At 45.8% G+C, this 16,125-nt stretch carries 14 protein-coding genes; 12 read left to right on the top strand and 2 right to left on the bottom strand.

Annotated elements, in window-relative coordinates; translation table 11 throughout:
- Positions 1-25 precede the first annotated feature (25 nt).
- Positions 26-1,237 carry an NADP-dependent isocitrate dehydrogenase gene (locus tag NE638_RS02895; protein ID WP_015525271.1) on the top strand — a complete coding sequence of 404 codons (1,212 nt, stop codon included), beginning with the start codon at positions 26-28 and terminating at the stop codon, positions 1,235-1,237.
- A gap of 122 nt (positions 1,238-1,359) precedes the next feature.
- Here the strand turns inward: NE638_RS02895 and NE638_RS02900 are convergent, their stop codons facing one another.
- The gene (locus NE638_RS02900; protein WP_110103277.1) at positions 1,360-2,157 is read right to left on the bottom strand and encodes a sirohydrochlorin cobaltochelatase; all 798 of its coding nucleotides are present in this window, start codon (positions 2,155-2,157) and stop codon (positions 1,360-1,362) included.
- 201 nt (positions 2,158-2,358) lie between these two features.
- On the opposite strand from NE638_RS02900, the gene hemA reads away from it, so the two are divergent.
- The 7 genes from hemA (at position 2,359) to NE638_RS02935 (ending at position 9,988) form a co-directional block, all read left to right on the top strand.
- On the top strand, positions 2,359-3,588 hold the full coding sequence (gene hemA / locus NE638_RS02905) for a glutamyl-tRNA reductase (RefSeq protein ID WP_173745756.1): 1,230 nt from the start codon (positions 2,359-2,361) through the stop codon (positions 3,586-3,588).
- Positions 3,578-4,069, top strand: coding sequence for a precorrin-2 dehydrogenase/sirohydrochlorin ferrochelatase family protein (locus NE638_RS02910; protein WP_015525267.1), 492 nt, complete (start codon positions 3,578-3,580; stop codon positions 4,067-4,069). Before hemA ends, NE638_RS02910 begins: the two co-directional genes overlap by 11 nt.
- Positions 4,056-4,949 (top strand): hydroxymethylbilane synthase, encoded by an 894-nt coding sequence (gene hemC / locus NE638_RS02915; RefSeq protein WP_022426910.1) that lies wholly within the window; start codon positions 4,056-4,058, stop codon positions 4,947-4,949. The genes NE638_RS02910 and hemC overlap by 14 nt, the downstream gene beginning before the upstream one ends.
- Entirely contained in the window at positions 4,946-6,451 is a 1,506-nt protein-coding gene (cobA, locus tag NE638_RS02920; RefSeq protein WP_173745757.1) for a uroporphyrinogen-III C-methyltransferase, read from the top strand. Before hemC ends, cobA begins: the two co-directional genes overlap by 4 nt.
- Positions 6,452-6,453: 2 nt before the next feature.
- On the top strand, positions 6,454-7,437 hold the full coding sequence (gene hemB / locus NE638_RS02925; RefSeq protein WP_173745758.1) for a porphobilinogen synthase: 984 nt from the start codon (positions 6,454-6,456) through the stop codon (positions 7,435-7,437).
- A complete protein-coding gene (gene hemL / locus NE638_RS02930) occupies positions 7,437-8,717 on the top strand; it encodes a glutamate-1-semialdehyde 2,1-aminomutase (RefSeq protein ID WP_173732707.1) in 1,281 nt (426 codons plus the stop codon). The genes hemB and hemL overlap by 1 nt, the downstream gene beginning before the upstream one ends.
- Positions 8,718-8,905: 188 nt before the next feature.
- A complete protein-coding gene (locus NE638_RS02935; RefSeq protein WP_022426906.1) occupies positions 8,906-9,988 on the top strand; it encodes a lactonase family protein in 1,083 nt (360 codons plus the stop codon).
- Between the two features lie 128 nt (positions 9,989-10,116).
- On the opposite strand, the gene aroC is transcribed toward NE638_RS02935, so the two are convergent.
- Entirely contained in the window at positions 10,117-11,211 is a 1,095-nt protein-coding gene (aroC, locus tag NE638_RS02940; protein ID WP_022426905.1) for a chorismate synthase, read from the bottom strand.
- A gap of 226 nt (positions 11,212-11,437) precedes the next feature.
- Here aroC and NE638_RS02945 point away from each other — a divergent pair, with 226 nt between their 5' ends.
- The 4 genes from NE638_RS02945 to NE638_RS02960 are packed head-to-tail and all read left to right on the top strand — an operon-like array spanning position 11,438 to position 16,107.
- The gene (locus NE638_RS02945; RefSeq protein ID WP_022426904.1) at positions 11,438-12,379 is read left to right on the top strand and encodes a magnesium transporter CorA family protein; all 942 of its coding nucleotides are present in this window, start codon (positions 11,438-11,440) and stop codon (positions 12,377-12,379) included.
- A gap of 30 nt (positions 12,380-12,409) precedes the next feature.
- Positions 12,410-13,300 (top strand): hypothetical protein, encoded by an 891-nt coding sequence (locus tag NE638_RS02950; RefSeq protein ID WP_022426903.1) that lies wholly within the window; start codon positions 12,410-12,412, stop codon positions 13,298-13,300.
- A gap of 28 nt (positions 13,301-13,328) precedes the next feature.
- Positions 13,329-14,765 (top strand): pyruvate kinase, encoded by a 1,437-nt coding sequence (gene pyk / locus NE638_RS02955; RefSeq protein WP_059085912.1) that lies wholly within the window; start codon positions 13,329-13,331, stop codon positions 14,763-14,765.
- Positions 14,766-14,817: 52 nt separating this feature from the next.
- Positions 14,818-16,107 (top strand): diaminopimelate decarboxylase, encoded by a 1,290-nt coding sequence (locus tag NE638_RS02960; protein WP_173722174.1) that lies wholly within the window; start codon positions 14,818-14,820, stop codon positions 16,105-16,107.
- The last annotated feature ends 18 nt before the right edge of the window (positions 16,108-16,125 follow it).

The raw sequence follows: 16,125 nt of genomic DNA on the forward strand, positions 1-16,125 counted from the left end.
ATAAACCTCAAAAGGAGAAAATAATATGGAAAAAATCAAAATGCAGACACCTTTAGTTGAGATGGATGGAGACGAGATGACACGTATCCTGTGGCAGATCATCAAGGATGAACTTCTCACACCGTATCTGGAACTGAATACAGAATATTATGATCTTGGTCTTGAGCACAGAAATGAGACAGATGATCAGGTTACCATTGATGCAGCAGAAGCAACCAAGAAATACGGAGTAGCCGTAAAATGTGCCACGATCACGCCAAACGCAGCCAGAATGGAAGAGTATGACCTGAAAAAAATGTACAAGAGTCCAAACGGAACGATCCGTGCTATTCTTGATGGAACTGTATTCCGTGCGCCGATCGTTGTAAAGGGAATCGAGCCATGTGTAAAGAATTGGGTGAAACCGATTACACTTGCACGTCATGCATATGGAGATATCTATAAGAATACAGAATTTTATATTGACAAGCCGGGAGATGCATATCTTGTATTTGAGGGCGAAGACGGAGAAGAGCGTAAGGAGCTGATCCAGCATTTTGATGGAGCAGGTGTTCTCCGTGGCATGCATAATCTTGATGATTCCGTAAAGAGCTTTGCGAGAAGCTGCTTTAATTATGCACTGGACACAAAGCAGGATGTATGGTTCGGAAGCAAGGATACCATTTCCAAAACATACGATGGAAGATTTAAAGAGATTTTCCAGCAGATCTTTGATGCAGAGTTTAAGGATAAATTTGAGGAAGCCGGCCTGACCTATTTTTACAGTCTGATCGATGATATCGTAGCCCGTGTTATGAAGGCAGAAGGCGGTTTTATCTGGGCATGCAAGAACTATGACGGAGATGTTATGAGCGACATGGTATCTTCCGCATTTGGCTCTCTTGCCATGATGACCTCTGTACTGGTATCCCCGAAGGGATATTTTGAGTATGAGGCTGCCCACGGAACAGTTCAGAGACACTATTATCGTCATCTTGAGGGAAAAGAAACATCCACAAACTCTGTTGCAACGATCTTTGCATGGACAGGAGCTCTCCGCAAGAGAGGCGAGCTGGACGGAAATGAAGCACTTGCTGATTTTGCAGGAAAACTGGAAAAAGCAACACTGGATACCATTGAAAGCGGAAAGATGACCAAGGATCTTGCACTGATCACTTCCCTGAAAGAGGTACAGGTATTGAACAGCAAAGAGTTTATCCTTGCTGTAAAGACAAAACTGGATGAACTGATGGCATAAATAACAGGAATTTCAGAATTTCAAGTAATTTCATAAAAAATAAAAAACTGCACCGGAAGATCCAGGGATGGATCACGGTGCAGTTTTTTTATGAGGGATATATATGGATCATCTGATCTCTGTCAGATCGAAGCGTTCATGGCCTGCTGTACATGTTCCACAAGGATCTGCCGGACCTGGGGATATTCGCCAAGTCCCTTCAGTACAGGGGTGACTTCATATCCTTCGGAAGAAAGACGGTTCATCCAGGAGTCCGGATCTGCACCGGCCAGATCGTTCTGTGCATGGTCGCCGGCTACGATCATGAAAGGCGCCAGCACGATCTTTTTCGGATGAAAGCTGTCGGCAGCCCGGAGAAGGGAGTCCAGGGCCGGATAGGCTTCTACAGTTCCAAGAAAAATATTTTTATGTCCGGTATCTTTAAAACGGTAATCCAAAGCAGCGTAAACCGTGTTTGCGTAGTGTTCTGTTCCATGTCCCATCAGTACAAGTGCAGTGTCCGGATCCATGTCCCGGAATTCATCTGCAACTACCCGGACGATCGCCTGGTTATCTTCTTCTGTTGTGAGAAGAGGATTTCCGAAAACAATACTGGAAAAACGGTCACGAAAAGAAAGCGCATCGGCTTTCATCTGATCATTTTCGATACCGTTGATCACATGAGTCGGCTGTACGATCACATCGGTGATACCATCCAGAAGCATCTGTTCCAGAGCCTCCTTTACCGTGTGGATCGTAAGACCGTCCCGCTTTTTCAGTTTGGCAATGATCATTTTGCTTGTCCATGCACGGTAGGTGGGACAGGCCGGGAATGCATCGGCAATATCGTGCTCGATGGCCTCGATGGTAAGCTTACGGGTGTTTTCATAGCTTGTGCCGAAACTTACTACTAGGATCGCTTTTTTTGAAGCTGAGTTCATACGGGGATTTCCTCCATCCTGATAATTATGGTGATTATGATAAACTCTTTATATTTCTCCGCTGGAATATAAAGATGATCCGCAATTTCTACCATAAGATATTATAAAAGGGAGGGCTGACATTGTCAATCGTAGTTGACTTTCCTTACGGAAATGTTTATCATTATAAAAGATTGTGGAAACAAAGGAGAAATGTAGGACATGAGTATATTCATGATTGGAATCGATCATAATATGGCACCTGTAGATGTCAGAGCGCAGTTTGCTTTTACCCGTAAAAATACCGGAGAGGCGCTGCATAGGCTGAAAGAAGAAGCTGGGATCTGCGGGTGTATTATTCTGTCGACCTGTAACCGGCTGGAACTGTGGGTAAGTACTGCAGATGAGGAGAAGCCGGACCTGTATCAGTGGCTCTGCTCGTTGAAAGGTGTGCAGGGAGAACAATACCAGAAGTATTTTACCAGCAGAGAAAACGAAGAGGCAGTGGAACATCTTTTTTATCTTACCAGCGGACTGAAATCCCAGATCCTGGGGGAAGATCAGATCCTGACCCAGGTAAAAGAGGCGTTAAGTATGTCAAGGGATGAGTTTACCACAGACAGTGTTCTGGAGGTGCTTTTCCGTATGGCGGTAACTGCAGGCAAGAAGATCAAAACGGAAGTGCCGTTTTCCCATGGAAATCCTTCTGTGATCCATCAGGCCATCCGTTTTCTGGAAGAGGGCGGTTATCATGTTCGCAATAAAGTCTGTATGGTGATCGGAAACGGTGAGATGGGGAAGATGGCTGCCCAGACACTGCGTGAAGCAGGAGCGGATGTGACGGTTACGATCCGTCAGTACAGAAGTGGTGTTGTGAGCATTCCTGTTGGATGCAGCAGGATCAATTATGGCGAGAGAATGGATTATCTGCCGGAGTGTGACCTGGTGGTCAGCGCAACAGCAAGCCCCAATTATACACTGACGGAAGAATTGTTTGAGGATGTACGTGTGGAACGACCTATGATCCTTATCGATCTGGCAGTTCCAAGAGATATTGATCCGGAGATCCGAAAAAAAGATAACATCACACTTTATGATATGGACAGCTTCCGAACCGGCGAGACACCGAAGGAACTTGCAGATAACCTAGAAGCAGCAGGATCCATTGTGAAGGCCCAGATGAACGAATTTTTCCAGTGGCTGGAAGGTCGTGATATCATCCCGCGCATCCAGGAGATCAAAGCGGATGCTGTGGAAGATCTGAACCTGAGGATCGAAAAAATCTTCCGGAAAACTCCTATGGAGGATTCAGACAGAGAAAACCTGAAAAAAGCAGTGGATACTGCAGCCGGAAAGGTTGTGAACAAGCTGATCTTCGGGCTTCGGGACAGCCTGAACCAGGATGCTTTTCTGGAATGTGTGGAAGGACTGGAGAAACTTTATGAAGAATAAACCTTATTTCCCCATGTTTATAGACTTGTCCGATAAAAATATCGTTGTGGCAGGTGGTGGTAATATTGCTACCAGAAGAATAAAGACTCTTCTGAAATTTACAAGAAATATCACGGTAGTGGCTACAAAAGTGACCCAGGAGCTTATGGATCTTGGAAAAGCAGGAACTGTAACTTTATATATCCGTCCCGTGAAACGTTCAGACTTTGCCAACGCATATATGGTGATCGCAGCCACCAATGACTGGAAGCTGAATGATGAGATCCACCGTGTCTGTAAGGAGGAAGGCATTTATGTTAATGTAGCCTCCGACCGGGAAGCCTGTGATTTTTATTTCCCAGGCGTATATATGCGGGATGAAATGGTAGTTGGAGTTACAGCCAGCGGACTGGATCACAAAAAAGCAAAGCGTGTAAGGGAAGAGATCCAGAATGCGCTGGAAAAAGTATTGGGAGAGCAGGATGAAGATGAAGAGAGATAAGATCGTGATCGGCAGCAGAGAGAGTAAGCTTGCAGTGCTGCAGAGCGAAATGGTCCGTGACTACATAAAAGAAAAAAATCCGGATCTGGAAGTGGAAATCCTCACTATGAAAACTACCGGGGATATCATTCTGGATCGTACACTGGATAAGGTTGGCGGAAAAGGGCTTTTTGTAAAGGAGCTGGATAAAGCACTGATAGATGGAAGAAGTATTCTTTCTGTACACAGCCTGAAAGATATGCCTATGGAGGTTCCGGAGGAGCTGCCGCTTCTGGCTTTTTCCAAAAGAGAAGATCCGAGAGACGTACTGGTTCTTCCTGAGGGAGCTTCTGAACTTGATAAAAGCAAGCCCCTTGGATGCTCCAGCTTAAGGAGAACTTTACAGCTTAAAAAACTGTATCCGGATATGGATGTCAGAAGTATCCGCGGAAATCTTCAGACAAGACTCCGGAAGCTGGATGAAGGACAGTACAGTGCATTGATCCTGGCTGCTGCCGGCCTTAAGAGACTTGGACTGGAATCCAGGATCAACCGGTATTTTACAGCAGATGAGATCATTCCGGCTGCTGGTCAGGGAATCCTTGCTGTACAGGGAAGAAAAGGGGAAGCTTATGATTTCCTGGAGGGCTACTGTGATAAGGATGCCTGGACCGCGGGAAGTGCGGAGCGTGCTTTTGTAAAGCTCCTGGATGGAGGATGCTCTTCTCCGGTGGCTGCCCATGCGGAAATTCTCGGGGATGAGATCTATCTCAGAGGGCTTTATTATAATGAAAAAGACGGTTCCTATGTAACAGGAACACTGCGTGGCAATAAGGCAGATGCGGAAAGCTTAGGCAGGGAACTGGCAGAAACTCTTCGGAAAAAAGGAGAAAACAGATGAAAACAGGAAAAGTATGGCTGGTAGGAGCGGGTCCTGGCGATATCGGCCTTTTTACATTAAAAGGCCTCAAAGTGCTGGAACAGGCAGATGTGGTCGTCTATGATAGTCTGGTAGGTCAGGGAGTTCTGTCAAGAATCCCGGAAAATGCCAGGCTGATCAATGTAGGCAAACGTGCCAGTCACCATATCATGCGTCAGGAAAATATCAATCAGGTACTTCTTGAGGAGGCACAGCGGGGTCTTCGTGTGGTGCGCCTGAAAGGCGGAGATCCATTCCTCTTTGGAAGAGGAGGAGAGGAGCTGGAGCTTCTTCGGGAGAATGGGATCCCTTATGAGGTTGTTCCGGGTGTTACTTCCTCCATTGCAGTACCGGCATATAACGGGGTTCCGGTAACACACAGGGATTTCTGTTCTTCAGTCCACATTATTACAGGACATAAGAGGGCCGGAGAAGAATATGATATAGACTTCCGGGCACTTGTTGATACAAAGGGAACGCTTGTATTTTTGATGGGCGTGTCCGCACTTCCGGATATCTGCGAGGGTCTGATAGGTGCAGGAATGGAAAAGGACATGCCTGCGGCGATCCTGCAGAAGGGAACTACAGCAGGTCAGAAACGGATCGTAGCAACAGTTTCTACCCTGGAAGAAGAGGTGAAACGCCAGGGGATCGAGACACCGGCGATCATTGTGGTGGGTAAGGTATGTACACTGGCAGAGAAGTTTGGCTGGTATGAAGAACTGCCGCTTTCAGGATGGAAGGTCCTTGTCACAAGACCGAAGGAGCTTGTTTCCAGAACTGCGGACATGCTTCGTGAAAAAGGCGCGGAGGTTCTGGAGCTTCCGGCGATCCGTACTGTCCCCATGGAAGACCAGAGCCGTCTCTATAAAGCGCTGGATCACCTGGAGGAATATCAGTGGCTTGTATTTACCAGCCCTACAGGTGTAAGGGTATTTTTTGAAGAACTGATCCGCCATGGAAAAGATATCCGTGCCATGGGAAATGCCCGTCTGGCCGTGATCGGGGAAGGAACAAAAAAGGCCCTGCAGGAAAGAGGTCTGCTGGCAGATTTTGTGCCGTCGGTATATGACGGGGATACTCTTGGAAAGGAACTTTCAGAGCTTCTTTCCGGTGGAGAAAAGATACTTATCCCGCGGGCAGAAAAGGGTAATGAAAAGCTCACCGCATTTCTTGCACAGGCAGGCGCTGTGGTCGAGGATGTTCCGACCTATCAGACTCTTTACGAAAAGAGCCAGCTCATCGATGAGAAGAAGGAATTTGAAACAGGACAGATCAGCTGTGCGGTGTTTACAAGTGCCTCCACTGTGAAGGGATTTGTAGAGGGAACAAAAGGACTGGATTATTCAAAGGTTAAGGCGGCCTGCATCGGCAGACAGACGAAGGCGGCTGCTGAGAGCTTTGGAATGAAAGCATATATGTCAGAAAAAGCCACCATTGACAGTCTTGTCAAGCTGGTGGAGGATATGAAAAGGAGCGAATGATCATGGAACTGACAAAAAGACCAAGAAGATTAAGAGGTAGCGAAAACCTTCGTAAGATGGTACGTGAGACAAGAATGGATAAATCTTCTCTTATGTATCCTATGTTCGTAATGGAAGGAGAAAATAAGGAAGAAGAAATTCCGTCCATGACCGGGCAGTACCGTTACAGCCTGGACCGTCTTCCGTATAAACTGGAACAGCTTTCCAAAGCCGGTGTAGGCAGTGTGATGTTTTTTGGTATTCCTGACCATAAGGATGAAGTGGGCAGCGGTGCCTATGATCCGGAGGGGATCGTTCAGAGAGCTCTTCGCATTGCAAAAGAGAAATTTCCGGAGCTTTATTATGTAACAGATGTATGTATGTGTGAGTACACTTCCCATGGCCATTGCGGCGTTCTCTGCGGTTATGATGTGGACAATGACAAGACGCTGGAGCTTCTTGCAAAAACAGCACTTTCCCACGTGGAGGCAGGTGCAGATATGGTTGCTCCGTCTGATATGATGGATGGTCGTGTTGCAGCGATCCGTCAGTGTCTGGACAAGGCCGGACATTATACAACACCGATCATGTCCTATGCAGTAAAATATGCTTCTGCATTTTATGGCCCGTTCCGTGAGGCAGCAGATTCTGCTCCGTCTTTTGGGGACAGAAAAAGCTACCAGATGGATCCTCACAACAGCAGAGAAGGGCTGAAAGAGGCACTTGCAGATGTGGAAGAGGGTGCAGATATCATCATGGTAAAACCGGCTCTTGCATACCAGGACATGATCTGGCAGGTAAAGGAGATCACAAACGTTCCGGTTGCCGCATACAGTGTCAGTGGTGAGTATGCAATGGTAAAAGCAGCAGCTGCAAACGGCTGGATCGACGAAGAAAGGATCGTGGGTGAGATGGCTACAGGAGCATTCCGTTCCGGCGCGCAGATCTATCTTACCTATTATGCGGAGCTTCTGGCGAGACTTATGGATGAAGGGAGGATCGGCTGATGACAAGATCAGAACAGTTATTTGAGCGTGCGGTAAAAAGAATCCCGGGAGGCGTAAACAGCCCGGTAAGATCTTACGGAGCCATCGGTGAGGCACCTCGTTTTATTGAAAAAGCAGATAAATGCTACATCTATGATGTAGATGGAAACCGTTATGTGGATTACATTGATTCCTGGGGCCCGATGATCTTGGGACATAATTTCCCGGAGATCCGCGAGAGTGTGATCAAGGCCTGCGAAAATGGCCTGAGCTTTGGCTGTGCTACAGGAATCGAAGTAGAGATCGCAGAATTTATCTGTGAACATATTCCACATGTAGATATGATCCGTATGGTAAACTCAGGAACAGAAGCTGTTATGAGTGCCATCCGTGCAGCAAGAGGTTTTACCGGAAAAGACAAGATCATCAAATTTGCAGGTTGCTATCACGGACACAGTGACTGCCTTCTGGTAAGTGCCGGCTCCGGTGTCATGGCAAGTGGTATTCCGGATAGCGCCGGTGTTCCGAAGGGCTGTACACAGGATACCATGACGGCTACCTACAATGATGCCGCCAGTGTGGAAGCACTTCTCAAACAGGAAGAGGGAAATGTGGCAGCCGTGATCGTGGAGGCAGTAGGAGCAAACATGGGTGTGGTTCCTCCGAAACCAGGTTTCTTAAAGCGGCTTCGTGAGCTTTGCGATGAGCATAATTGTCTGCTGATCTTTGATGAAGTGATCACAGGCTTTCGACTTGCCTTTGGCGGAGCAGCAGAGTATTTTGGTATCCGTCCGGATCTTGTCACCTACGGGAAAATAATCGGCGCAGGAATGCCGGTAGGCGCTTATGGCGGACGTAAGGAGATCATGGATCTGATCTCACCATGTGGTCCTGTATACCAGGCAGGTACCTTAAGCGGAAACCCGGTTGCCATGGCTGCAGGTTTCACACAGCTGAAATATCTCTATGAGCATCAGGAAATCTACAAAGATCTGTCTGCCAAAGGTGAGAAGCTTTACGGCGGCTTGAAGAAGATCGTGGAGGAAAAAGGTCTTCCATATCAGGTAAACTATGATTCTTCTCTGGCAAGTATTTTCTTTACAGACCAGGAGGTAAAAGACTATGTTTCTGCAAAAACATCCAACCTGGAGCTTTTTGCAAAATATTTCAAGGGAATGCTGAAACGAGGCATTCATCTTGCACCTTCCCAGTTTGAGGCGATGTTCCTTTCCACAGCGCATACAGATGAAGTAATTGATGAAACTCTGGAAGCAATGAGAGGCGCTTTGGGAGATCTGTAAAGAGGCGTAATGGATGCGCAGGAGCCGATCCATTTGCGTGGATTATGTGTGAACGCCATAGTGAACGGTAGCTTTGCATAAAAAATTGCACAAAAGATAACAGGATGGTAACTTGTTCTTGCAGAAGCTTTGTGATAAAATAAACACAAAAATACGTAACCAATGTAAAAAGCAGGAGGCCAGAACTTATGGGAAAAAAGAAGTACGTGGCTTACGTGGGAACATATACCCATGGAACCAGTAAGGGAATTCAGGTATACGATGTAGATGTAGAAAAAGGAACACTCACAGAACGAAGCGAAGTGGAAGTTAGCAATGCTTCTCATCTGGCAGTATCAAAAAACGGTAAATATCTGTATTCCATTGAGGATGAGGGTGTAGCTGTATTTGAAAGAGACAAGAACGGTGATCTTACCCGCCTCAACAGTGTGGATATCAACGGAATGCGAGGCTGCTATCTTGCAACAGATGTGGACGGAAGATATCTTTATGTGGCAGGGTACCATGATGGTAAGGTAACGGTTGTACATACACATAAAGACGGCCGTCTGGGAAGTGTTATGGACGGCGTTTTCCACAAGGGACTTGGAAGCGTGGCAGAGCGTAACTTCCGTCCGCATGTTAATTGTGTACGTCCGACACCGGATAATAAGTATCTCTGTGCGGTAGATAATGGTATCGATCAGGTTAAGATCTATCGTATCAATAAGAAGAAAGACAAACTGGAGCTGGTTGACATTCTTCGCTGCCCGAGAGAGAGCGGCCCTCGTATCATCCGCTTCAGTGATGACGGAAGATTTGCATATCTTCTTTTTGAGCTCAGCAATGAGGTGAAGGTATACAGCTATGACGGAAGCGGTAAGAACCCGGAGTTCCAGCTGCTTCAGAGCATTACCACTCTTGGAAAAGAGGATTCCAATGATGCGCTCCATAACGCAGCTTCCGGTATGTCTCTTTCTGCGGACGGTAAATATCTTTTCTGTACAACAGCAGGGGAAAATACTGTGACTATGTATGCAGTAGACCAGGAAACAGGCCTTCTGACCAAGAAATTTACACTTCCGATCAGTGGTGATTACCCGAAGGATCTTATGATCTTCCCGGATAACAAGCATATTGCTGTTGCCAATCATGCCAGCAACAGTATTACCGTTTTCACTGTGGATTATGAAAAGAATATCATCATGATGAACGAAAAACCAAGAAAGATCGAGACACCGAACTGTATCCATATCTGGCCGGTACCGGATACATGGGAGCAGTTAGATTAAGAACAGGATTGATCAAAGTAAGTCTTGCACAGACAGACAAAAACAGACTCAGGGACGAGTAGGAACTTTCCCTGAGTCTGTTTTTTTGCGCATTTATAATTTTTTATCTGACAGGTCAAAATGTGAAATTACCGCTGATAAAATTCGTGGATACGATCCATCCGTGCACTCATATTGTTAAAAAGTGCATCTGTAATGGTAAGTGCTGCCATAGCTTCCACAACGACTACTGCACGCGGTACGATCACCGGATCATGCCGGCCTTTGATCTCAAGCTCCAGGTTTTCTCCGGTGTTAGTCACAGTAGACTGAGACTGACTGATGGAAGGAGTTGGTTTGATATGTGCACGGAGAATGATATCGCTGCCATCACTCATACCACCCATAATACCACCTGCGTGGTTGGAGGTTTTGGAAATAATGCCGTCTTTCTGTACAAAACCGTCGTTGTCTTCGGAACCGGTAAGACGTGTCACATTGATGCCGTCACCGATCTCAACAGCTTTTACAGCACCGATGGACATGATCGCATGAGCGAGGGTAGCATCCAGCTTGTCAAAAACCGTATCGCCCAGACCGGCAGGAACGTTTTTGATGCGGCATTCGATCACACCGCCGGCACTGTCCTGACTGTTCAGACATTGTTCGAGATAGGCAGATGCCTTTGCGGCTGCGTCGGCATCTGGCATGCAGAGTGCATTATTTCGGATCTCTTCTTCTGAGAAGGACCGGATCTCTACAGGACCGATGGATCTTGCGTAGGTAGTAAATGTAATGCCAAGTTCGTTTAACAGCTTGATGGCAATGGCACCGGCTGCCACACGTCCGGCGGTTTCTCTTCCGGAGGAGCGTCCACCTCCACGGTAATCACGGAATCCGTATTTCTGGTCAAAGGTAAAGTCTGCGTGACCGGGACGATAGGAGTATGCGATATTTCCGTAATCTCTGGAACGCTGATCTGTATTGCGGATCAGAAGAGAAATTGGAGTACCGGTAGTCTTTCCTTCAAAAACTCCGGAAAGGATTTCCACCAGATCTCCTTCCTTACGGGCAGTTGTATAACGGCTCTGACCGGGCTTTCTCCGGTCAAGAAAAACCTGGATATCTTCTTCGCAGAGAGAAAGACCTGCGGGACAGCCGTCGAGAACGGCACCGATAGCCTTGCCGTGAGATTCTCCCCAGGTGGTAACCACGAATTTTTTTCCGAATGATGACTGACTCATTTGTATAACTTCCTTTCGTTGGAATTCTGGAATCATTATATAGGAAGCCGGAAAAAATGTAAAGAACGTGGAAGGCAGAATGAATTTTTATGTAAAGATCATGTGAAATTATTTAAAAGCTCTTTTAAAAAGAAAAGGTATGAATTGACAAAGCTATTTTGACTATTTATAATAAAAAAGAATTTTGCCCTGGCAAAAGAAAAGCAAGAGAAGGGAAGTGGGAATCGTGGTAAGGATTTACAAGACAATAGACGGAGCCATCCACCAGATACAGGAACCGGAGGAAGGCTGCTGGATTGCGCTGACGAATCCGACGGCAACAGAGATTTTTGAATTTTCCGAGAAGTTTGATATAGAGGTTGACGATTTACGATCCCCTTTGGATGAGGAAGAACGGTCACGTATCGAAGTTGAGGATAATTATACACTGATCCTGGTTGATGTTCCTATGATCGAGGAACGTAATGACAAGGACTGGTATGGGACAATACCGCTTGGCATCATTGTGACGGGGTCTATGATCTTTACCATCTGTCTGGAGGACACACCGGTTCTTACCAGATTTATGGAGGGAAGAGTCCGGAGCTTTTTTACCTATATGAAGACCCGTTTTATCTTTCAGATCCTTTATAGAAATGCGAGCATGTACCTGCGTTATCTGCGTATCATTGACAAAAAAAGTGAGCAGGTGGAAGAAAAACTGCATCTTTCCACAAGAAATGAGGAGCTGATCGAGCTTCTGGAGCTGCAGAAATCCCTGACTTATTTTATTACGTCACTCCGGTCCAATGAGGTTGTGCTGGAGAAGCTTCTGAAGATAGACAGCATCAAGAAATATCCGGAGGACACCGATCTTCTGGAGGATGTCATCACTGAGAATAAGCAGGCAATCGAAATGGCCAATGTGTACAGCGGTATCCTGAACGGAACTATGGATGCTTTTGCATCGATCATCTCCAATAATATGAATATCGTTATGAAGGTACTGGCGATCATTACCATTGTCATGAGTATTCCGACTATTGTGTTCAGTGCTTACGGAATGAATGTGGCTGGTTCCGGTATGCCCTTATCAAGGAGCCCATTGGGATTTCTGATCATTATCCTGATTTCTGTGGCAATCAGTGTTGTGGCAGCGATCATTCTTTCCAAGAAGCGATTTTTCTGATTTTCAAAAGTTTTCTGAAAGGAGATTTTAATGAAATTTATCGACAAACTGGAACGTAAATTCGGAAGATTCGGGGTTCCGAATCTGACTGTTTACATCATCGGATGTTATGTGTTGGGGTATTTTCTGGCTATGTTTGCTCCGGGAGTTTTGAATATGCTGAGTCTTGATATGTCCATGGTCATGAAGGGACAGATCTGGAGACTGGTGACATGGGTGATCTATCCGCCGTCCAGTGTGGGAGGAACCGGCAATCTTGTGATGTTCCTTCTCGCAATCTTTTTTTTCTATTATCCGATCGGTACTTCACTGGAACGTACCTGGGGAACTTTTCGGTACACATTGTATATTTTTTCAGGTGTTTTGTTTACTGTGATCGCAGCAGTGCTTTTACATGTATTTACAGGTGGTTATGTGGTGATGAACGGGATCGCCTATTCTCTTGGCGGAAATATTTTTACCACATATTATATCAGTCTTTCTATTTTCCTTGCCTATGCAGTCACATATCCGGATCTTCAGCTGCTTCTTATGTTTGTGATCCCGATCAGGATGAAATGGATGGCCTTTGTATACGGACTGTTCATTGCGTGGGATATCGTATCTTATCTTCGAGTCGGGCTTTGGGTAGGTGTAGTACCGATCGTAGCATCACTTTTAAACTTTGTGATCTTTTATTTCAGTACCCGTGATATGAACCGATACAATCCGAAGGAGATCCACAGGAGGCAGCAGTTTAAGAAGGCTGTGGCTCCTTCCAGAACAGGGTCCGGTCCGGATGGGATCGCCAAGCATAAATGTGCGATCTGCGGACGTACCGAAAAGGATGACCCAAACCTGGAGTTTCGTTTCTGCTCAAAGTGCAACGGAAATTATGAATATTGTCAGGATCATTTATTTACACATAAACACGTACAGTAAAACGTAAAAAGAAGGAGAATAATTGATTATGAAAAAAACTAAGATCATTTGTACACTTGGACCTGCCAGCAATAACAGGGAAACTCTGAAGGCTCTTATGGAGAATGGAATGGATATTGCCAGATTCAACTTTTCTCACGGAGACCACGAGGAGCAGAAGGGCCGTGTGGATATGATCAAGGAGCTTCGTGAGGAGCTTGATATGCCTATTGCCATGCTTCTTGATACAAAGGGACCGGAGATCCGTACTAGACTTTTAAAGGACGGACAGAAGGTTAAGCTGGAAGCGGGAAAACAGTTTGTACTTGGAATTGGCGATTTTGAAGGCGACAGCACAAAGGTTGCTATCACATATGAGACACTTTACAAGGATGTAAAACCGGGAAACAGGATCCTCATTGATGATGGTCTGATCGAGTTGGAGGTTAAGGCGATCAAGGGAACCGATATTGTCTGTGATATCTTAAACGGTGGTGAGCTGGGAGAGAAGAAGGGTGTAAATGTTCCCTATGTAAAAGTAAATCTTCCGGGAATCACAGAGCAGGATAAGAAGGATATTATCTTTGGTATCGAGCAGAAATTTGATTTCATCGCGGCATCTTTTGTTCGTTCCGCAGAGGTGATCCGTGAGATCCGTAAGCTTCTGAATGATAATGGTGGAAAGGATATCGGTATTATCGCGAAGATCGAGAATGCAGAGGGTGTTGAGAATATTGATTCCATCATTGAAGCATCTGACGGTATCATGGTTGCCAGAGGAGATCTCGGTGTGGAAATTCCTGCAAGCCAGGTACCTCACATCCAGAAGGCGATCATCCGTAAGTGTAATGAACATTATACACCGGTTATCACAGCAACACAGATGCTTGATTCCATGATCCGTAATCCGCGTCCTACACGTGCAGAGGTAGCTGATGTTGCCAATGCGATCTACGACGGAACCGATGCGATCATGCTTTCCGGAGAGACAGCAGCTGGTAAATATCCGGTTGATGCTCTTAAGATGATGGCAGATATCGCAGAGATGACAGAGCCGCATCTGGATTATAAAGTGTTTATTGAACATCGTTCCATGGATGGAAGAGAGAAGATCTCCAGTGCGGTGGCACTTGCAACGGTGCGTACTGCAAAGAACCTGAAGGCGAACGCTATCGTAACACCGACAATGAGTGGAAATACAGCCAGACTGATCTCCAATTTCCGTCCGAAGGTTCCGATCTATGCGATCACACCAAACTCAACCATCCAGCATAAACTTCAGCTGATCTGGGGTGTAACACCTCTGAAAGGATATCAGAGAGATACCACGGACCATATCATGTCTCAGGCTATGAATGTTGTCCGCAGCCGTCATCTGATACATAAAGGAGACCTTGTTGTATTTACAGCAGGAGACCCTGCGACCAACATGACAAACGGTCGTGGTGCAGTGACAAATATGATGCACGTGATCGAGGCAGAATAAGACTGAGTTTTCTTCGGGAACAGCAGTCGGAAAAACAGGAGATGCAGTTATTATGAAAAAAGAACCATTTGTGACACTTGAGAAACTCAACGAAATTACTGAAAAGTTTCCGACACCCTTCCATCTCTATGATGAGAAGGGAATCCGTGAGAATGCAAAAGCCCTGAAAGAGGCCTTTGCATGGAACAAAGGATTCAAGGAATTTTTTGCGGTAAAGGCAACACCGAATCCATATCTGATCAATATTCTGCAGGAGTATGGCTGTGGCTGCGACTGCTCCTCAGAAACAGAGCTTATGATGGCCAAGGCAGTAGGTTGCAAAAAGGGCGATATCATGTTTTCTTCCAATGACACACCGGAGAAAGAGTTCAGATATGCAGATGAGATCGGTGGGATCATCAACCTTGATGACATTACACATATTGAGAGCGTAGAGAAAGCTCTCGGAAAAATCCCGGAAGTGATCAGCTGCCGTTACAATCCAGGTGGAGTATTTAAGATCAGTAACGGTATCATGGATAATCCCGGAGATGCAAAATACGGAATGACTACCGAGCAGATCTTTGACGCATTCCGTATCCTGAAATCCAAAGGTGCCAAAGAGTTCGGAATCCATGCATTCCTTGCAAGCAACACAGTGACCAATGATTATTATCCAATGCTTGCAAAGGTTATGTTTGAGCTTGCCGTGAAGCTTCAGAAGGAGACAGGTGCACACATTAAATTCATCAACCTTTCCGGTGGTATCGGAATTCCTTATAAACCGGATCAGGAGCCAAATGATATCCGTGTGATCGGTGAGGGTGTCCGCAAGGTTTATGAAGAAGTACTTGTTCCGGAAGGAATGGGTGATGTTGCGATCTATACAGAGCTTGGCCGTTTCATGATGGGACCGTATGGCTGCCTTGTCACAAAAGCAATCCATGAGAAGCATACACATAAAGAGTATATCGGCGTAGATGCCTGTGCAGTAAATCTGATGCGTCCGGCTATGTATGGTGCTTATCATCACATTACGGTTATGGGTAAGGAGAAAGAGCCGTGCGATCATAAATATGATGTGACAGGTTCCCTCTGTGAGAATAATGATAAATTTGCCATTGACCGTATGCTTCCGAAAATCGACAAGGGAGATCTTCTTGTGATCCATGATACAGGTGCTCATGGTTTTGCAATGGGTTATAACTACAATGGTAAACTGAAATCTGCAGAAATCCTTCTTCATGAGGACGGCAGCTTTGAGATGATCCGTCGTGCCGAGACACCGAGAGATTATTTTGCAACCTTTGACTGCTTCCCTGTTTTTGAGAAACTTCTTCAGGATGAAGACGAATTGAAATAAAATAGCGGAAATATATAA

The organism is Blautia sp. MSK.18.38, assembly GCF_024460535.1.
GTDB classification, from domain to species: Bacteria; Bacillota; Clostridia; order Lachnospirales; family Lachnospiraceae; genus Blautia_A; species Blautia_A fusiformis.